Genomic DNA, 18,691 nt, shown 5'->3' on the forward strand with positions numbered 1-18,691 from the left:
ACTCCTTACAGAGACTGGATTTTCGCCCACACGCTGTCGTCAACCGTGATGCCGTTGCGGCGGTTCTCTTCAAGCAAACGGGTAAATTCATGCCCCGGCAGACGGATGGCGACATTCTCATCCGCGCGTTCGGCGGTGGTGATGAAGTCCATAATGCGCTGCAGTTTGGCATCGCGGGTTGGGCCATCGATCAGGCGATCCACCTCAATGGCGATGAAGATCTGCGATACGCCGTACTCGTCGCTGTTGTCCTGGGTCACTTCCGCGACGGAAGATCCGTTTGAGAGCAGGGTGGCGATCATATCGAGGACGATGGATAAGCCGGACCCTTTCCAGTAGCCCATGGGCAGAATACGGCGGTTTTTCTCGATCACGCCCGGCTCTCTGGTGAGGTGACCTTCGTCGTCAAAGCCGCCATCTACCGGCAATGCGCGCCCGGCCAGGCGGTTCACCTCCAGCATGCCGTAGGAGAACATCGACATCGACATGTCGACCATGGTGATCGGGTTCGACGGAATGGCAACGATCAGCGGGTTCGTGCCGATGCAGCATTCTTTTGATCCCCACGCGGGCATCACGGCAATCGAGTTGGTCCAGCAAATGCCGATATAGCCCTTCTCCGCCGCCTGCCAGCCGTAGCTGCCGCCGCGCATCCAGTGGTTCGCGTTACGCAGTGCCACCAGACCAATGCCGTGATCGGACGCCAGCTCGGTGGCGCGATCCATCATCTTCTTCGCCGTCAGGTTGCCAATGGAGCGCTGCGCATCCCACTGTTCGATGGCGCCTAATGTCATCACCCGTTTGGGCTGGGCGTCAGGAATGATATCCCCTGCATCAAGCTGCTGAATAAAGCGTGGGAAGCGGTTCACACCATGCGAATAGACGCCGGATTCCGTGGTGCGGGCAAACATCTCGGCGCAAGCGTCTGCGGTTTCCGCTTTTATGCCGCGATCAAGCAGAACCCGATTGAACGCCGCTTTCAACTCTTCGAAGGTCACTTTCATCCCTGTTCTCCTGTTCTTTTAAGGGCAAGTGTGAGTGCTTTTTTATCGCTAAATTCCACTATGCGAAATCTGATTTCAAATATAGCGATCAAATTTTGTCAGATCAACGACATTCATGTTTTTCAAAATCGATTAAAATCAACTGGTTGTGTTTTTTCTGTTGAGATCGTGAACTGACCCACACTTTGCGCTACCATCAGGTCGCGATGAAAAGGAGCCATGTAATGAGCATGAAAGAGAGCGAAATGACGCAAGAAAAAGAGAGGCCAGCAGGCAGCCAGAGCTTGTTTCGCGGCCTGATGCTGATTGAGATCCTCAGCAACTATCCGAACGGGTGTCCGCTTGCGCATTTATCGGAACTGGCGGGGCTGAACAAGAGCACCGTGCACCGCTTGCTGCAGGGGCTACAGTCGTGCGGGTACGTGACCCCGGCACCCGCCGCGGGAAGCTATCGCCTGACCACCAAATTTATCGCCGTCGGGCAAAAGGCGCTGTCGTCGCTGAATATCATTCACGTGGCTGCTCCGCACCTCGAAGCGCTGAACATTGCGACCGGCGAGACGGTGAACTTCTCCAGCCGGGAAGATGACCACGCCATCCTGATTTACAAGCTCGAACCGACAACCGGTATGCTGCGCACGCGTGCCTATATTGGCCAGCATATGCCGCTCTACTGCTCCGCGATGGGCAAGATCTACATGGCGTTTGGCCATCAGGATTACGTGGCGAGCTACTGGGAAAGCCATCAGGAACAGATCCAACCTTTGACGCGCAACACCATCACTGAACTGAGCGCCATGTATGATGAACTGGCGGAAATTCGCGATCGCAGCATGGCGATGGACAAAGAAGAGAACGAGCTGGGCGTCTCCTGTATTGCCGTGCCGGTGTTTGATATTCACGGCCGCGTCCCGTATGCGATCTCTATCTCGCTATCGACGTCGCGCATGAAGCAGGTGGGCGAGAAGAACCTGCTCAAACCGCTGCGCGAAACGGCAGAGGCTATCTCAAAAGAGCTGGGTTTTAACGTACGCGAGGCGTAACAGATGAACCGATTTATCATGGCGGATGCGGAAAAATGCATCGGGTGCCGCACCTGTGAAGTAGCCTGTGCGGTCGCGCATCAGGACGATTTCACCGCGCAGGCTTTTACCTCCCGCCTTCGGGTAGTGAAAGGGGACGACTACACAACGGCGGTGGGGTGCCATCAGTGCGAGGATGCCCCCTGTGCCAACGTCTGCCCAACCCATGCCATCAGCCGTACGGCGGGCGCCTGGCTTGTTGAGCAGACGCGCTGTATTGGCTGCAAGAGCTGTATGGTCGCCTGTCCGTTTGGGGCGATGCAGGTACGGCTGGTGGGAAACAGGGCACAAGCGCTGAAATGTGATTTGTGCCGTCATCGCGAAGGCGGACCGGCCTGCGTGGAGGCCTGTCCAACCCACGCGCTGTGCTGCGTTGATCCTGTCAGTATTCGGGCTGAAAGGCTTACTGCATTTTATTGAAATTCCACGTAAACGTCAGACTGTAGCGCCAGTCTCTGTTGCGACTGTCTGTCGGAACATCCCCTACGGGTCTTGCCGCCTCAACCGTGACGCTATAGTGGCGGGTATCGCCTACCATCACGCCGGTCGCCACTGACCCGAGCCGTTGATGAGGCAAACCTGAGGTGTTAAACCAGGTTTGCGCGGTATCGGCCAGGATGTAGGGCTGGATTGTGGCAAGCCAGGTACTCTCTTTTCGCATCTGGATATAGCGCAGTTCTACCTGCCCGCCATAGCCGTAATCACCGCTTGCTTCACTGTCCTGGTATCCACGGCCAAACCGCTGGGCACCGAAACTAACGCGTTCGGGTTCTGGCAACGTGTTATTTGACCAGTCTCCCTCCCAGGATGTTGAAAGCCGCCACTTGTCGGCAAACAGCCAGGCTGCGTCCAGATAGCTTTTCGTGAGCGTGAAATTCATATCGGGCCTGGGAGCCGAGACGATATCGGCACCCATCGCATCTATGCCCTGACGCACGTTGAGTCGGCCGCTGATGCTGGCGGTTGTGAACTGATGCGCACCATTAACGCCCACTTCCAGCGCCGGATAACGCGCGTGTTGGTTGACGGAGTCCAGACGATAGGTTTTGCCCTGCAGTCTGGCCTGCAGAGCATAATCATCCTGGCGGTCGGTGTAATCAAAACCGCCGGTCAGATTAATTTGTGATTTTTGCGTCAGCAGCAGGGGATAGCCAAACGTCACGCCACCGTTGTATTGCGTTGTTTTTTGCTTCGAATCGACGTTGATATTGTTCGGCAAAGAGAGCAGGGGCGAAAAATCTCGCGGATCTTCGCGGTAATAGCTGCCTTTGAGCTGCATCGTCAGCCCTTCATCGTTTAAAAACTGCTGCCAGTTGAGCCCGACATAGTTTTTTCGCGTGTTGCTATCTAACGGCACAAGCGTGGCCACACCAAGCTGATCGCCATAACTTGTCATGTTGCTGAGCGTGCCGTTCAGCATCATTAAATCTTGCCCTTTACGGGTATCGATCGTCGAGGCGATATTCCAGCTCCGCTCCTGGTTGCCGGTGATTTGCATCGCCGCCGCGCCATAAATATTGGTTGGCAACTGTGCGTTAGCCGTGACCGGAACGTTCGGGGTGCGCGTCATCAGCTGGCTGTAGCGATCGAACGTATCCTGAGACAGCGGTTTTTCCGCCATGATTTTTTCGGACAAACGTTTAAGACGTTCGGCGATGTGCGGGTTATTACTGGTGATGTCGCTGTGAGCGACATAGCCTTCAACCAGAACAATTTTAATATTCCCCTGCTGGAAATTATTATCGGGCAGCCAGGCATAGGAGAGCGGAAAACCGTCGGCCTTATAGCGCGCCGTAATATCGTTTACCAGCCCGGTGAGCGTTTTTAGCGGCACGGTTTTTCCGGCATAAGGCCTGAAGGGCTGAAGTAATTCCTGCAAGGGATAACGCGTGCCGCCAATAAACTGAATGTGATTAATCGTAATGGGCGTTTCAGGCGTCAGCGTTGACTGCGGTTTTTCTATTTTGACTTTCGGCTGCGGGACGGCCTCCGTCTGTTCGGGGGCAACGTTACGAGAAACTTGCGCCGGGTTATCAGGGTTAATAATAGAGGGCAATGTATCGGCGCGGGCCATGCTCAGCACAACCAGCCCCGTCAGCGAAAAAAGGAAGTGGTGTTTCATCGCGCTATCCCTGTTCATCATTCCCGGTTAGGGGGAGTGTCGCTGTATAAAGCGCCCCTGAACCAGGGGCGCAGAATGACAATAAGCAGGTTACTGTTTTGGCGTCAGCAGACCGGTGGTTAACGTGTTGAGTCCGTTAATCGGGTTTGTCGTAGATGTGTTTTGGGTTGTGCCTGCATTGGCCGTTACACCCGCAGTCAGCGTATTGAGGGTGGTATTGACCGTTGTGCTCAGGCTATTGTTTGTGGCTGTCACATTGGCATCGGCCGTCAGAGATCCTGTGCCGCTGCCTCCGGTGGTTGATGTGGGTTTCACTAGCGTACCGCTATCCGTGACCGTCTGGCCGACATTTTGAACGACCTGACCGACACCGCTAAGCCCGCTATTGCTGCTGCTAATGTTGGTCCCCACGCCGCTGACGGTGCCACCCACCTGGGTCAGCAGACCGTTGACCGGTGTGCCGAGACCCGTTGTGGTGCCTACGCTTTGCGTCACGCCTTGTACCCCGCCCAGCGTCTTGTTAGCCAGGGTCGTGGTATCGATTGTTACCTGAGTGACCGCAGGGCTGCTTACCGTGTTGGTAAGACCCGTGCCGGTGTTACTGACCAGTTGCCCGGTGCTGTTGACCACGCTGCCCGTCAGGCCGGTTACGCCGCTGACCGGTGTTCCGGAAGTGGAGCTCGCCAGGCCCGTGCCTACTGTTGAAACGGTATTGCCAAGGGAGGTGACCGACGTGGTCACGCCTTTAACCGTGGTACCCACACCGTTCGGGTTGTTTGGATCGCCAACGCCAGTCGTGACGCCTGTCCCCACGGTGGACACGGCACTGCCAACACCGCTGACGGTGGTTGAAACGGTTGACGTGACGGGGTTATTTGTCGGAAGCTGGCTACCAAGGCCATCCACCGTCGATCCGACGCTGGTTACGGTTTTACCGGCATCACCCAGTATCGTATTTACGCCTGCGGTAGTGGTTCCGCCACCGCCCGTGTTGCCTGTTCCGGTTCCTCCGCCGCCATTGCCTCCTGAGCCTGAACCAGAACCCGTTCCGCCACCAGCGCCTGTCCCGGTACCTGAACCCGTCCCGGTACCCGAGCCGTTGCTGCCCGAACCGCCATTGTCCGCGGTCGTGCCACTACCATCACCTGAGCCGCTGCTGCTTCCCGTCGCAGGGTTATTTTTGGCCGTTGAGTGATGAGAGCCGCCACCGCTTCCACTGCAGGCAGAAAGAGAGAACGCGAGCAGTACCGCAACAGCGATAGCGCTGATGCGACTAACATTATTAGGTAGCATATGAATACTCCACGCAAAAGAACGCCGAGCGGCGTATTAGTGAGTATATGCCCTATTTTTAAATATGCATGAAAGTGGCTCGGAAAGGTATTTCCCTGCGTTGCAGAGGGTTGTTTCAAAATAACAATAAGTTAAGATCTTTAATTGATCCTTAATTATTGAGGGGAAAGTTAGTGAGCGTAAATTAAAGGAATATTCCTAAGGAAACTCAAGGGGGATGATAAATAAAGCGCTACAGGATATATCCTTAATATAAGATTCAGATCACGGAAAAATAAGGCTCTTCATTTGAAGAGCCTTATTATTTAACAATTGCCTTCGCGCCAGGCTTTTTCGATCTCTTCGGCGAGAATTTTAACACCCGCTTCGATTTTTTCCGGATCGGGGACGTAGTTCATGCGCATGCACTGATGGGTATGCGGCCACGGCTTATCCAGACCTGGGAAGAAATAATCGCCCGGCACCATCAGTACGCCGCGCTTTTTCAGGCGCTGGTAAAGCAGTTCGGTGGTGATAGGTAAATCCTTAAACCACAGCCACAGGAAAATTGCCCCTTCCGGCTTGTGGATCAGGCACCGCTCTTCCGGCAAATAGCGACGAAGTGTCGCGATCGTCTCCTGAACGCGCTGGTAGTAGAAAGGCTTGATCACGTCATTTGACAGACGCAGCAGGTCCTTGCGTTTGATCATTTCGCACATCATCGCCGGGCCAATGCCGCCCGGAGAAAGGCTGATAATGCCGTTCATATTGGTGATGGCGGTAATGATTTTCTCATTGGCGATGATGATGCCGCAGCGGCTGCCCGGCAGACCCAGCTTAGAGAGGCTCATGCACAGGACAATGTTCGGGTTCCACAGCGGACGTGCTTCGCTGAAGATAATGCCCGGGAACGGTACACCGTAGGCGTTATCGATCACCAGCGGGATGCCGTGCTGATTTGCCAGCGCATCCAGCTTCATCAGTTCGTCATCAGTGATTACGTTGCCCGTTGGGTTAGTCGGGCGCGATACGCAGATCATGCCCGTCTCTTCGCCAATATGCAGGTGTTCAAAATCGACGTGATATTTGAACTGGCCTTCCGGCAGCAGCTCAATGTTCGGGCGCGCGGAGACGAACAGATCCTCTTCCAGGCCGGAATCAGCGTAGCCGATATACTCCGGTGCCAGCGGGAACAGCACTTTTTTGGTGGTGCCGTCGGCGCGACGTCCTGCGAACAGGTTAAACAAGTAGAAAAACGCGCTCTGGCTGCCGTTTGTCAGTGCAATATTCTGTGGTTCGATATCCCAGCCCAGCTCGTCACGCAGCATTTCGGCGAGAAGTGCCAGCAGTTCGGTTTTACCCTGCGGGCCGTCGTAATTGCAAAGCGCATCGGTTGCTTTGCCGCTTTCCAGCATCTGAGCGAGCAGGGTCTGGAAATAGGTATTCATCTCCGGGATTTGAGCCGGGTTTCCGCCGCCGAGCATGATTGCGCCCGGTGTGCGCAGCCCGTCGTTGAGGTCCTCCATCAGGCGAGTAATGCCTGAATGGCGGGTAAATTTGTCGCCGAAAAGTGAAAACGTCATAGCAGGTGATCTGTCGAGCTTATTTTGAAAGTGGGTAACCATAACGCTAGCACCGTGTTGGTGCAAATCGGGTGGTGTGGTCGGATTTGTTGTTTTATAGGGCAGGAGTGGGCTTGTGTAGTGAATAGTTCTGGTGGAATTTCCCTCACCCCGGCCCTCTCCCCTTAGGGCAGAAGGTTAGGGTGAGGGGATTGATCTATTGATTACCCGCCCATACCACCATCACCTTATCGCCCTTGTGCTCGCGCACGAAGCCATACCCCTCTTTCAGCGACAGCGTGGTTTGTTTGCCTTCACCAATCGCCGGGTGGCGGGCGCGGAACTGACCCAGCGTTTGCCAGTGGGCGACGGTTAAGGCCTGCTTGCCCGTGACGTCCTGCCAGTTCATATCCGAGCGGGTGCCCTGCAGCGGGTCGGAGCCTGTCGGCCCGAATGGACGCTCGGACTCATCCCCGTAATAGATTTGCACGCTGCCCGGTGCCAGCAGAAGCAGCTCCGCCGCGCGCTGACCCCCTTCGCGGAACAGGCGCGTATCGTGGGATGAGAGGTAGCTCAGCACGTTGAAGCTTTGCAGTTTCTCCGCCATCTGCTGCCAGGTGAGATCCATATCGGCCAGACAATCCACCGCTTTTGCCGCCTGCTCCTGATAATCAAAGTTAATCATCGCGTCAAAACCGTGGCGGTAATAATCGCTCTGCATGACGCCGTGGCCCCAGGATTCCCCGGTCATCCAGAACGGTGCATTATCGAGCTTTTTATCCGGGTGAGCGCCTTTCCAGGCGGCCAGCGCCTGGCTTGCCTGGTCTTTCAGCTGTTGCCAGGCCGCAAGCTCAACGTGTTTCGCGGTATCCACCCGGAAACCGTCGATGCCGTAGTCACGTACCCACTGGCTGAGCCAGTGGGTCAGGTAGTCGCGCGGGGTATAGCCCGGAATCGCTTTCGCGTGGGTATCGGGCTTATGTTGATAGAAATTGGGTAACCCGGAAGCGACGGTGGATTCCGTTTTCAGGTCGGGCAGGAACGCCAGCGACATCGTTAAATCGTCGAAGCCGGGATTATCGTAATCACCGATGTCGGTACGGATCCATTTCTTGCCCCACCATTTTTCCCATGCGGCCTTGTCGCTGAAGTTGATGTAGTCGTTGAAGCTATGCCAGGTCTGGCCTGCGCCAGGCGTCCAGTCCGTCCAGCGTTCTCCCAGCGTCTTTTTCAGTTCATCACCCTGAAGGTACAGGGCACCAAACTGAAATTCCTGCATGTCTGCCAGCGTGGCATAGCCAACGTGGTTCATGACGATATCAAACAGGATGCGAATGCCGCGCTTATGCGCCTCATCAACAAGCTGACGCAGGTCATCCTCAGTGCCCATGTTGGCATCGAGCGTTGTCCAGTCCTGGGTGTAGTAGCCGTGGTAGGCATAATGCGGGAAATCACCTTTGGTTCCGCCGCCTACCCAGCCGTGGATCTGCTCAAGCGGGGAGCTTATCCAGAGCGCATTTACCCCCAGCTGCTGCAGGTAATCGAGCTTGCTGGTCAGCCCCTTTAGATCGCCACCGTGGAACGTGCCAATCTCCTGCATGCCGTCTTTATGGCGTCCATAGCTGTTGTCGTTGCTCGGGTCGCCATTCACATAGCGGTCGGTCAGTACAAAATAGACGGTGGCGTTTTGCCAGCTAAACGGTGCCGGCCTGTCGGTTTCGACGCGCTCAAGCAGCAGCAGGCCGTTACTGTTGGCGGCTGGCTGCAGGGTGATTTTCCCATCCTGTACGGTCGCCGTCTGTTTACTGTAGTAGTCGCGCACGACGGAGCCTTCCGGGAAGGTATGGCTGACGTTCAGCGTCAGCGGCTTACCGTCCCACTTCGGACACTGGCGGATAACGTTGGCCACCGGCTGTTCTGTCGCGCTCTGAACTGCCAGCAGCAGGGTGGGCGTGCCGGATCGGGTATCAATCCGCATCTGGTATTCACCGTCGCGGAAAAGGCGCCACTGCGGCGGAGCGCCGTCACAGGGCTTGAGCGACAGCATCTCATTGAGTTTTATCGCGCCTGTGGGCTGCCAGCACGTCTTGTCAAAACTCAGCGTAAGAGGACGCGTACCCTTCGCAAGCTTTGCCTGGCTGGTGAAAATCCCGGTGCCCTCGGCGCGAAATGCGCCAAACCCCGGCGATGACCAGTCGGCATGTGCCAGTGCGGGTAACATCAGAAAGGCTATTGCGGTGCGTTTCATTCCTGGTTCCTGTCGCGGATTTTTTGACCAGTGTGCCAGCAGGCGGGCGGGAAAAACTCATCCCCTGTCGCTTTCTGCCAGGAGGATGCGTGAGGATGAGTGATCTTGCGCAAAACTAGGCAGTTATCTGCGATAACGCACACATTTTTCCGGAAATGATGTTTTTATGAGCAAGTTTCAGGTGACATAGTTTCGGAATTGGACTATTTCTATACGTGCTCTTGAAGTCTATTTTTGATATGATTTGAGATTCCGCTCTCAAATTTGTGAAAAAAATAAGGTGTTAGGATGATTACATCCGACCAGGAGACCTAATGATATCGACTCCCATTCGACGATATGGGGCTGCGATACTCATGTTACTCACCACGGCATTTTCGGGTGAGGTGCTTGCGAAGACGCACACGGATACAACGAGTAAGAAAGCCCACGTAATAAAGACGACAAGTAGTAAGGTTAGCAGTAAACAAGAGTATTCTCGCAATAGTGCAAAGAGTAGTTCACTTCCTGATTTGCGAAAATACCCTTCCGGAACACCAAGGAAAAAAGCGTTTCTCCGGACGGTAATGCCTTACATCACGAGTCAAAATGCCGCGATTACTGCGGATCGTAACTGGCTGATTTCCAAACAGTACGATAGCCGCTGGTCGCCGTCAGAGCGCGCGCGTCTGAAAGATATCACGAAGCGCTATAAGCTGAGCTGGAACGGGAACACGCGTCGTGTGCCGTGGAATGCTCTTCTTGAGCGTGTGGATATCATCCCGGGCAGCATGGTTGCGACCATGGCTGCAGCCGAAAGCGGCTGGGGAACGTCTAAGCTTGCGCGTAACAACAACAACCTTTTCGGCATGAAATGCGTGAAAGGCCGTTGTACGAATGCGCCCGGCAAGGTGAAAGGCTATTCGCAGTTTGAATCCGTGAAAGATTCCGTGAACGCCTATGTGGTGAATCTGAACACGCACCCGGCCTACTCATCGTTCCGTAAATCACGCGCTCAGCTGCGTAAAGCGGACCAGGAAGTGACGGCCAGTACGATGATCCACAAGCTGAAAGGGTATTCGACTAAGGGACAGAGCTATAACAACTATCTGTTCGCTATGTACCAGGATAACCAGCGCTTAATCGCCGCTCATATGTAATCTCAAAAAAACGCCTTCCACTGGAAGGCGTTTTCTTTTCTAGATCAGCACCTCGCTGTGGCGATCCCGATACTCCTTCGGCGTGGTGTCATACTCTTTGCGGAACACCGAGTAGAAATATTGCAGCGACGGGTAACCGCACATCTGCGAAATTTCGTTGATCGACAGCGACGTGGAGATGAGCAGGCTGCGTGCTTTCTCCAGCTTTTCAGCATGGATAACGGCATGAATGGTTTCGCCCACCTCTTCTTTGAAGCGCTTCTCCAGATTCGAACGCGAAATGCCCACCGAATCCAGCACCTGATCGACCTTAATCCCTTTGCAGGCGTGGTTGCGAATATAGTGCATGGCCTGAATGACGGCCGGGTCGCTTAAGGAGCGATAATCGGTCGAGCGACGTTCTACGACGCGAACAGGAGGCACCAGCAGGCGCTGAAGCGGCAGAGATTCTTTATCCAGTAGGCGATGCAGCAGCTTTGCCGCCTGATAGCCCATCTGACGCGTGCCCTGGGCAACGGAGGAGAGCGCCACGCGGGACAGGTAGCGGGTAAGCTCTTCGTTATCGATGCCAATCACGCACAGTTTTTCGGGCACCGGAATGTGTAAGTGTTCGCAGACCTGCAGCACATGCCGCGCGCGGGCGTCCGTCACGGCAATAATGCCGGTTTGCGGCGGAAGCGTTTGCAGCCAGTCAGCGAGACGGTTCTGCGCGTGCTGCCAGTTTTCCGGGGCAGTTTCCAGACCCTGATAGACCACGCCGCGATACTTCTCCTGCGCGACCAGCTGGCAAAATGCGTGCTCACGCTCAACGGCCCAGCGCTTGCCGCTGGTGGCGGGTAAACCATAAAACGCGAAGCGGTGGACGCCTTTCTCTTTTAAATGGAGAAACGCGGCCTCGACCAGGGCATGGTTGTCGGTGGCAATATAGTGAACCGGCGGATAGTGTTCGGGCGAATGGTAGGAGCCGCCGACGCCCACGATCGGAACGTCGACGTCGGTCAGCAGTTGCTCAATGACGGGGTCGTCATAGTCGGCGATAACGCCATCGCCCAGCCAGTCTTTGATGTTCTCCAGACGGGTGCGAAAATCTTCCTCAATAAAGATATCCCACTCGGATTGCGACGCCTGCAAATATTCACCCACGCCTTCTACCACCTGACGGTCGTAGGCTTTGTTGGCATTGAATAACAACGTAATGCGGTGACGCTTTTCAAACATGGCTCACTTCCCAATTAAGTCACAATACCGTTATCAGGCCCGTCGCTTGGTGGCCGAGTCCATCCAGACTGCCAGTAAAAGAATGGCCCCCTTGACGATATACTGCCAAAACGTCGGGACGTCCATCATACTCATCCCGTTATCCAACGACGCCATGATAAATGCCCCCATCACCGCGCCCGCGACGCTGCCGATACCCCCTGCGAGGCTGGTGCCGCCAATAACGCAGGCGGCGATAGCATCCAGCTCGGCGATGTTACCGGCGGAGGGTGAACCCGCCCCCAGACGCGAGCTGAGGATCAACCCGGCGATGGCGACCATCAGGCCGTTAATGGCGAAGACCGCGAGTTTGGTGCGTTCAACGTTAATGCCCGAGAGGCGGGCAGCCTCAAGGTTGCCGCCGATGGCATAAATACGGCGGCCAAACGCGGTGCGCGTGGCCATAAACATGCCGCCCAGCAGTAAAAACGTCAGCAGCAGTACGGGTGTCGGAACACCGCGATAGTCGTTTAAAAGCCAGATGGCGCCCAGCACAATGACGGCCGTGAGCGCCTGACGTCCCACCACCGACGTGGATGCTGGCGACGCCAGCCCCAGCGCCTGACGACGCATGCGTCCACGCCACTGCCATGCAACAAACGCCAGCAATCCCGCCACGCCGATGGTAAAGCCCACGCCATCCGGGAGGTAGCTCTGACCAATCTGCGACATGGCCGCACTGGTCGGGGAGACGGTGGTGCCGTTAGTAATGCCGATTAAGATCCCACGGAAGGCCAGCATCCCCGCGAGGGTGACAATGAACGACGGCACTTTACGGTAGGCTACCCACCAGCCGTTCCAGGCCCCCAGTACCAGCCCTAATACCAGCGTGACCGCCACGGTCAGCGGCAGCGGCCAGCCGAGCCAGACGTCAAAAATCGCCGCCACGCCGCCGAGGAGCCCCATCATTGAACCGACCGACAGATCGATTTCCGCGGAGATAATCACGAAAACCATGCCGACGGCCAGAATGCCGGTGATAGCGGTCTGGCGGAGCAGGTTAGAGACGTTACGCGCGCTGAGGTACGAACCATCAGTCATCCAGGTAAAGAAGAGCATGATGACGATAATCGCCGCGATCATCACGAAAACCTGTAGGTTCAGCGCTTTTAGCCCTGCGAACGCACCAGGCGTCGGAACGGCGACTTTGATATCAGACGGGTTGCTTTTCGACATGACGTTCGCTCCTTAAAGCGGCTTCCATCACCTGCTCCTGCGTCAGGTTCTGGTTAATCAGGTTGGCTTTCAGTTTTCCCTCGTGCATGACCAGTACACGGTCGCTCAGGCCGAGCACTTCGGGTAACTCAGACGAAATGACAATGACGGCAATCCCTTGCTGTACAAGCTGATTAATCAATTTGTAGATTTCATATTTGGCACCGATATCAATTCCGCGCGTCGGCTCATCAAGGATTAATATGCGTGGATTGAGAAGCAGGCAGCGCGCCAGAATAGCCTTTTGCTGGTTGCCGCCGCTCAGGCGGCCAATGGCCAGTTCCGGTGAGGAGGTTTTGACCTTCAATCGGGCGAGTGACTGAAGGATGCACTGCTGCTCGGCGGCATCGTCCAGGCTGCTCAGCGCGCCGGAGAAGCGATCGAGCGCCGCCAGCGTAATGTTTTTCCCCACCGCCATAACCGGCACGATGCCGTCTTTTTTGCGGTCTTCCGGCACCATGGCAATGCCGCGGGCGATCGCCTGCTGGCAGTTGTCGATTTTCACCGGCTGGCCGTCGATATAAATCGTGCCCTCCCAGCGCCCTGGCCACACGCCAAACAGACACTGTACGGCCTCAGTGCGCCCGGCACCGACTAACCCGGCGATACCGAGAATTTCGCCGCTGTGCAGAGAAAACGAGACGTTATTCACACGCTTGATGTGGCGGTTAACGGGGTGCCACGCGGTCAGATTTTCCACGCGCAACACTTCATCACCTTTGGTGTGAGGCTCATTCGGGTAGAGCGCCGTCAGCTCGCGTCCTACCATCATGGTGATGATGTCATCTTCACTCATGCCCGCGGCTTCACGCGTGCCGATGTGCTGCCCGTCGCGGATCACGCAGATGGTGTCCGAAATGGCTTTAACCTCGTTCAGCTTGTGCGAAATGTAGATGCAGGCGATGCCGTGATTTTGCAGATCGCGAATGATATCGAGCAGTACCGCAGTTTCCTGTTCGGTGAGCGAGGCCGTGGGCTCATCAAGGATCAGCAGCCTGACCTGTTTATTGAGCGCTTTAGCGATTTCAACCAGCTGCTGTTGCCCCAGTCCCAGGTCGCCCACGCGGGTATCCGGTGAAATGCTGAGACTCACCTGCGCGAGCAGCTTTTCACAACGTAGCGTCATGGTGTCGTAATCCAGCACGCCGTGGCGGGAAATTTCGGCCCCAAGGAAAATGTTCTCCAGCACGGTGAGATGCTTCACCAGCGCCAGTTCCTGGTGGATGATGGCGATGCCTTTACGTTCGGTATCACGAATGTGAGTCGCCTGGATAACTTCGCCAGCAAAAACGATTTCGCCTTCGTAACTGCCATACGGGTAGATCCCGCACAACACTTTCATCAACGTTGACTTGCCTGAGCCGTTCTCGCCACACAGCGAAACGACTTCGCCGGGGTTCAACCGGAGACTGACGTTATCGACGGCTTTCACCGTGCCGAAGCGCTTGGTGATGCTTTTCATTTCAAGTAAATAAGGCATAACTGCTCCACATAAACCGAGGGAAGAACAGTACAACGTGATGCGCCCCTGCAAAGCAGGGGCCGCGCCGGATTACAGTTCGCTCTTCTTGTGGAAGCCGTCTTTAATGACGGTGGCGTCAATGTTCTCTTTATTGACTTCAATAGGGGTGAGCAGGCGAGCCGGAACGTCTTTCAGCCCGTTATTCAGCGTTGCGTCTGCTTTAGGTTGCTTGCCATTGCCCAGTTCCACGGCGATTTCCGCCGCCGTATTGGCAAGCTCGGTAATCGGTTTGTAGACCGTCATGGTTTGGGTGCCTGCGATAATGCGTTTTACGCCAGCCAGATCGGCATCCTGTCCAGAAATGGCGACTTTACCCGCCAGCCCCTGGGCGCTTAATGCCTGAATCGCACCGCCTGCGGTGGCATCGTTGGAGGCCACAACCGCATCAATTTTGTTGTTGTTGGCCGTCAGCGCATTTTCCATAATCTTCAGCGCGTTTTCTGGCAGCCAGCCGTCGGCCCATTGATCGCCAACCACTTTAATTTTCCCGTTGTCGATGTACGGTTTAAGGACCTTCATTTGCCCTTCGCGGAACAGCTTGGCGTTGTTATCCACCGGAGAGCCGCCCATCAGGAAATAATTGCCCTGAGGCACTTTGTCGATCAGGCTTTGTGCCTGTAATTCGCCGACTTTTTCATTATCGAACGAAATATAATAATCAATGTCCGCATTATTAATCATGCGGTCATAAGCCAGCACTTTTATGCCTTCTTGTTTGGCTTCTTTCACCACGTTACTTAATACCTGGCCGTTATAGGGGATAATGACCAGCACATCGACGCCACGGTTAATCATATTCTCGATCTGCGACATTTGCGTTTCTTCGTTGCCGTTAGCCGACTGAACAAACACGTTTGCACCGAGGGATTCCGCTTTTTTTACAAAGATATCGCGATCTTTTTGCCAGCGCTCCAGGCGCAGGTCGTCAATCGCCATGCCAATTTTGACCTCTTTGGCATGACCGGCAAAACTGGCAAGCAGGAGCGTAGTGCAGAGCGTTAGGGTCAGGTTCTTTATCTTCATAATTATTAGGCCTTTTTGTAGGGGTATGTGTTGCTGAGATAAAAGAAACATTCACTGCTGAGACGCAGCAAATTTTTAACGCGGAAAGGCGGGCTGGCAATTACAGATTTTTATCTTCTCATTACGATATTTGGTTTATTTCTGAATTTATGACCGCGATCGGATTTTAAAATACGTAACGTCTTAATTACATTTGATTCTGGAATCCGCGCCGAAAAATAGTTTGTCTGCGCATTATTTTGCGAGCCAGCGCACAGTTGTGCATTCTCTCAATAGCAGTGTGAAATAACGTAATTGAGCAACCCAAAATGTCTATTCACTATTACTCCTGTATCAACGACTCGCCGCATACCCTGATTATGGAGCTCAATATGCAAGCTTATTTCGACCAACTCGATCGTGTTCGTTACGAAGGCCCGAAAACGACCAATCCTTTAGCATTTCGTCACTACAACCCGGATGAGCTGGTGCTGGGTAAGCGCATGGAAGATCATCTGCGCTTTGCCGCCTGTTACTGGCATACCTTCTGCTGGAACGGCGCCGATATGTTCGGCGTAGGCTCCTTTGACCGCCCATGGCAGCAACCGGGTGAGGCCATCGAACTGGCAAAGCGCAAAGCCGATGTGGCGTTTGAGTTCTTCCACAAGCTGAACGTGCCGTACTACTGTTTCCATGACGTCGACGTGTCACCGGAAGGCGCATCGCTGAAAGAGTATCTGAACAACTTTGCGCAGATGGTGGATGTACTGGCGGCAAAACAGCAGCAAAGCGGCGTGAAGCTGCTGTGGGGCACGGCAAACTGCTTCACTAACCCACGCTACGGCGCGGGGGCGGCAACCAACCCGGATCCGGAAGTGTTTAGCTGGGCGGCCACGCAGGTGGTGACGGCAATGAATGCCACGCATCAGCTGGGCGGCGAAAACTATGTCCTCTGGGGTGGCCGTGAAGGCTATGAAACGCTGCTGAACACCGACCTGCGTCAGGAGCGCGAGCAGATTGGCCGCTTTATGCAGATGGTTGTCGACCACAAGCACAAAATTGGCTTCCGCGGCACGCTGCTGATTGAGCCGAAGCCGCAGGAGCCGACGAAGCATCAGTATGACTACGACGTGGCGACGGTGTATGGCTTCCTGAAGCAGTTCGGTCTGGAAAAAGAGATCAAAGTGAACATTGAAGCCAACCACGCCACGCTGGCGGGCCACTCTTTCCACCACGAGATCGCGTCTGCGATTGCGCTGGGCATCTTTGGCTCGGTCGATGCTAACCGCGGCGACGCGCAGCTGGGCTGGGACACAGACCAGTTCCCGAACAGCGTGGAAGAGAATGCGCTGGTGATGTACGAAATCATCAAAGCGGGTGGTTTCACTACCGGCGGCCTGAACTTTGACGCCAAAGTGCGTCGCCAGAGCACCGACAAATACGATCTGTTCTACGGCCACATTGGCGCGATGGACACCATGGCGCTGGCGCTGAAAGTGGCGGCACGTATGATTGAAGACGGCGAACTCGATAAACGCGTGGCGAAGCGTTACAGCGGCTGGAACAGTGAGCTGGGCCAGCAAATTTTGAAAGGTCAGTTATCACTTGCGGACATCGCGAAGTACGCTGAACAACATCAGCTGGCGCCGCAGCACCAGAGCGGGCACCAGGAGTTGCTGGAAAATCTGGTCAATCACTACCTGTTCGATAAATAACAGCACGTAAGCCCGGTAAGCGTTAGCGCCACCGGGCATTTCTGTTAAAGGAGTCACCGTAATGTATATCGGGATCGATCTTGGCACATCGGGTGTGAAAGCCATCCTGTTAAGCGAACAGGGCGAGGTGTTAGCAACGCAGACGGAAAAGCTGCAGGTTTCACGTCCGCATCCGCTGTGGTCGGAACAGGACCCGGAGCAGTGGTGGCAGGCAACGGATCGTGCAATCAAGGCATTAGGTGAACAGCATTCTCTGCGTGATGTGAAAACGCTGGGGATTGCCGGGCAAATGCACGGTGCAACCTTGCTGGACAGCGAGCATCGCGTGTTGCGACCCGCCATTCTCTGGAACGATGGCCGCTGTGCAGAAGAGTGTGCGCTTCTTGAGGCGCGTGTACCCACGTCTCGTGAGATCACCGGCAACCTGATGATGCCCGGCTTTACCGCGCCCAAGCTGCTGTGGGTGCAGCGACACGAGCCGGAGATTTTCCGGCAGGTGGCGAAAGTCCTGCTACCGAAAGACTATCTGCGCTTTCGTATGACGGGCGATTTTGCTTCCGACATGTCCGATGCCGCCGGCACGATGTGGCTCGACGTGGCGAAACGTGACTGGAGCGAGGCGATGCTGGATGCCTGCCACCTGACCCGTGAACACATGCCCGTGCTGTTCGAAGGTAGCGAGGTAACAGGCACACTGCTGCCAGACGTTGCGGAACGCTGGAATATGCCTGCCGTACCGGTGGTTGCCGGGGGCGGTGACAACGCTGCGGGTGCCGTGGGCGTCGGCATGGTTGAGGCAGGGCAGGCGATGTTGTCTCTGGGAACCTCTGGCGTCTATTTTGCCGTCAGCGACGGCTATCGCAGTAATCCCGAAAGCGCTGTGCACAGTTTCTGTCATGCGCTTCCGGGAAAATGGCATTTGATGTCGGTGATGCTGAGTGCAGCGTCGTGCCTGGACTGGGCGGCGAAGCTGACCGGGATGGCTGATGTTCCTGCGTTGATTGCCGCAGCACAGCAGGCGGATGACGCTGCGGGTGCCGTCTGGTTTTTACCGTATCTTTCTGGAGAACGTACGCCGCACAACAACCCGGAAGCGAAAGGGGTATTCTTTGGCTTAACCCATCAGCATGGCCCGGCAGAACTGGCGCGTGCGGTTCTGGAAGGGGTGGGGTATGCGCTGGCCGACGGGATGGACGTGGTCCATGACTGCGGCCTGAAACCCGCAAGCGTCACCCTGATTGGCGGCGGTGCGCGAAGCCCTTACTGGCGACAAATGCTGTCGGATATCAGCGGGTTGCAGCTGGATTTCCGTACGGGAGGGGATGTTGGCCCCGCGCTCGGAGCCGCGCGTCTGGCGCAGATAGCCATTCATCCGGAACAACCGCTTTCGCAACTGCTGCCGCAGCTTACCCTTGAGCAGGCGCATTTCCCTGACGCGACAAACCATGCGCGGTACGCGGAAAGGCGCGCGGTATTCCGTAAAATCTATCAGCAACTGCTGCCGCTGATGTCGTAAACACGCTTGTCCGACCGCGGCACGAGGATGTCCTT

Annotated in this window: 14 protein-coding genes; 5 read left to right on the forward strand and 9 right to left on the reverse strand. The window is 55.4% G+C overall.

Annotated features, from left to right (window positions below; genetic code table 11):
- Positions 1-5: 5 nt before the first annotated feature.
- Positions 6-1,004: a 3-dehydro-L-gulonate 2-dehydrogenase gene (yiaK, locus tag ABFV38_RS00750; RefSeq protein ID WP_048226569.1), complete on the reverse strand. Its 999-nt coding sequence runs from the start codon at positions 1,002-1,004 to the stop codon at positions 6-8.
- Between the two features lie 224 nt (positions 1,005-1,228).
- On the opposite strand from yiaK, the gene yiaJ reads away from it, so the two are divergent.
- Both yiaJ and ABFV38_RS00760 read left to right on the forward strand, forming a co-directional pair.
- The gene (yiaJ, locus tag ABFV38_RS00755) at positions 1,229-2,047 is read left to right on the forward strand and encodes an IclR family transcriptional regulator YiaJ (protein WP_021242452.1); all 819 of its coding nucleotides are present in this window, start codon (positions 1,229-1,231) and stop codon (positions 2,045-2,047) included.
- A 3-nt stretch (positions 2,048-2,050) separates the two neighbouring features.
- Complete coding sequence (locus ABFV38_RS00760; protein ID WP_348958197.1) at positions 2,051-2,506, forward strand: 4Fe-4S dicluster domain-containing protein; 456 nt, start codon at positions 2,051-2,053, stop codon at positions 2,504-2,506.
- Here the strand turns inward: ABFV38_RS00760 and ABFV38_RS00765 are convergent.
- The 4 genes from ABFV38_RS00765 to ABFV38_RS00780 form a co-directional block, all read right to left on the reverse strand.
- Entirely contained in the window at positions 2,490-4,208 is a 1,719-nt protein-coding gene (locus ABFV38_RS00765) for a POTRA domain-containing protein (RefSeq protein ID WP_348958199.1), read from the reverse strand. The genes ABFV38_RS00760 and ABFV38_RS00765 overlap by 17 nt on opposite strands.
- Before the next feature lie 90 nt (positions 4,209-4,298).
- Positions 4,299-5,501, reverse strand: coding sequence for a collagen-like triple helix repeat-containing protein (locus tag ABFV38_RS00770; protein WP_348958201.1), 1,203 nt, complete (start codon positions 5,499-5,501; stop codon positions 4,299-4,301).
- Positions 5,502-5,806: 305 nt separating this feature from the next.
- Complete coding sequence (gene avtA / locus ABFV38_RS00775; RefSeq protein ID WP_045907877.1) at positions 5,807-7,063, reverse strand: valine--pyruvate transaminase; 1,257 nt, start codon at positions 7,061-7,063, stop codon at positions 5,807-5,809.
- Between the two features lie 196 nt (positions 7,064-7,259).
- A complete protein-coding gene (locus tag ABFV38_RS00780) occupies positions 7,260-9,290 on the reverse strand; it encodes an alpha-amylase (RefSeq protein ID WP_348958203.1) in 2,031 nt (676 codons plus the stop codon).
- A 314-nt stretch (positions 9,291-9,604) separates the two neighbouring features.
- Here ABFV38_RS00780 and ABFV38_RS00785 point away from each other — a divergent pair, with 314 nt between their 5' ends.
- Positions 9,605-10,429 (forward strand): protein bax, encoded by an 825-nt coding sequence (locus tag ABFV38_RS00785; RefSeq protein ID WP_048028064.1) that lies wholly within the window; start codon positions 9,605-9,607, stop codon positions 10,427-10,429.
- A gap of 39 nt (positions 10,430-10,468) precedes the next feature.
- Here ABFV38_RS00785 and xylR read toward each other — a convergent pair whose 3' ends face one another.
- The 4 genes from xylR to xylF all read right to left on the reverse strand — a co-directional run bounded on the left by xylR (position 10,469) and on the right by xylF (position 15,446).
- Entirely contained in the window at positions 10,469-11,647 is a 1,179-nt protein-coding gene (gene xylR, locus ABFV38_RS00790; protein WP_021242460.1) for a D-xylose utilization transcriptional activator XylR, read from the reverse strand.
- 33 nt (positions 11,648-11,680) lie between these two features.
- Entirely contained in the window at positions 11,681-12,862 is a 1,182-nt protein-coding gene (xylH, locus tag ABFV38_RS00795) for a xylose ABC transporter permease XylH (protein WP_048992867.1), read from the reverse strand.
- Positions 12,840-14,381: a xylose ABC transporter ATP-binding protein gene (locus ABFV38_RS00800; protein WP_111967672.1), complete on the reverse strand. Its 1,542-nt coding sequence runs from the start codon at positions 14,379-14,381 to the stop codon at positions 12,840-12,842. Before ABFV38_RS00800 ends, xylH begins: the two co-directional genes overlap by 23 nt.
- 72 nt (positions 14,382-14,453) lie before the next feature.
- Positions 14,454-15,446: a D-xylose ABC transporter substrate-binding protein gene (gene xylF, locus ABFV38_RS00805; protein WP_008502746.1), complete on the reverse strand. Its 993-nt coding sequence runs from the start codon at positions 15,444-15,446 to the stop codon at positions 14,454-14,456.
- A 371-nt stretch (positions 15,447-15,817) separates the two neighbouring features.
- Here xylF and xylA point away from each other — a divergent pair, with 371 nt between their 5' ends.
- Both xylA and xylB read left to right on the forward strand, forming a co-directional pair.
- Positions 15,818-17,140, forward strand: a complete 1,323-nt coding sequence (xylA, locus tag ABFV38_RS00810; RefSeq protein WP_086374966.1) for a xylose isomerase — start codon at positions 15,818-15,820, stop codon at positions 17,138-17,140.
- A 61-nt stretch (positions 17,141-17,201) separates the two neighbouring features.
- Positions 17,202-18,656, forward strand: coding sequence for a xylulokinase (xylB, locus tag ABFV38_RS00815; protein ID WP_348958206.1), 1,455 nt, complete (start codon positions 17,202-17,204; stop codon positions 18,654-18,656).
- Positions 18,657-18,691: the final 35 nt, after the last annotated feature.

It is taken from the genome of Enterobacter cloacae complex sp. Mu1197, assembly GCF_040059225.1.
Taxonomy (GTDB): Bacteria; Pseudomonadota; Gammaproteobacteria; order Enterobacterales; family Enterobacteriaceae; genus Enterobacter; species Enterobacter quasiroggenkampii.

Bases quoted from the DNA above. Each gene is read 5' to 3' on its own strand.
- xylF (WP_008502746.1), bottom strand. From the start codon at position 15,446: ATGAAGATAAAGAACCTGACCCTAACGCTCTGCACTACGCTCCTGCTT.
- xylR (WP_021242460.1), bottom strand. From the start codon at position 11,647: ATGTTTGAAAAGCGTCACCGCATTACGTTGTTATTCAATGCCAACAAA.
- xylA (WP_086374966.1), top strand. From the start codon at position 15,818: ATGCAAGCTTATTTCGACCAACTCGATCGTGTTCGTTACGAAGGCCCG.
- ABFV38_RS00770 (WP_348958201.1), bottom strand. From the start codon at position 5,501: ATGCTACCTAATAATGTTAGTCGCATCAGCGCTATCGCTGTTGCGGTA.
- yiaJ (WP_021242452.1), top strand. From the start codon at position 1,229: ATGAGCATGAAAGAGAGCGAAATGACGCAAGAAAAAGAGAGGCCAGCA.
- avtA (WP_045907877.1), bottom strand. From the start codon at position 7,063: ATGACGTTTTCACTTTTCGGCGACAAATTTACCCGCCATTCAGGCATT.
- yiaK (WP_048226569.1), bottom strand. From the start codon at position 1,004: ATGAAAGTGACCTTCGAAGAGTTGAAAGCGGCGTTCAATCGGGTTCTG.
- ABFV38_RS00765 (WP_348958199.1), bottom strand. From the start codon at position 4,208: ATGAAACACCACTTCCTTTTTTCGCTGACGGGGCTGGTTGTGCTGAGC.
- ABFV38_RS00760 (WP_348958197.1), top strand. From the start codon at position 2,051: ATGAACCGATTTATCATGGCGGATGCGGAAAAATGCATCGGGTGCCGC.
- xylH (WP_048992867.1), bottom strand. From the start codon at position 12,862: ATGTCGAAAAGCAACCCGTCTGATATCAAAGTCGCCGTTCCGACGCCT.
- ABFV38_RS00800 (WP_111967672.1), bottom strand. From the start codon at position 14,381: ATGCCTTATTTACTTGAAATGAAAAGCATCACCAAGCGCTTCGGCACG.
- ABFV38_RS00780 (WP_348958203.1), bottom strand. From the start codon at position 9,290: ATGAAACGCACCGCAATAGCCTTTCTGATGTTACCCGCACTGGCACAT.
- xylB (WP_348958206.1), top strand. From the start codon at position 17,202: ATGTATATCGGGATCGATCTTGGCACATCGGGTGTGAAAGCCATCCTG.
- ABFV38_RS00785 (WP_048028064.1), top strand. From the start codon at position 9,605: ATGATATCGACTCCCATTCGACGATATGGGGCTGCGATACTCATGTTA.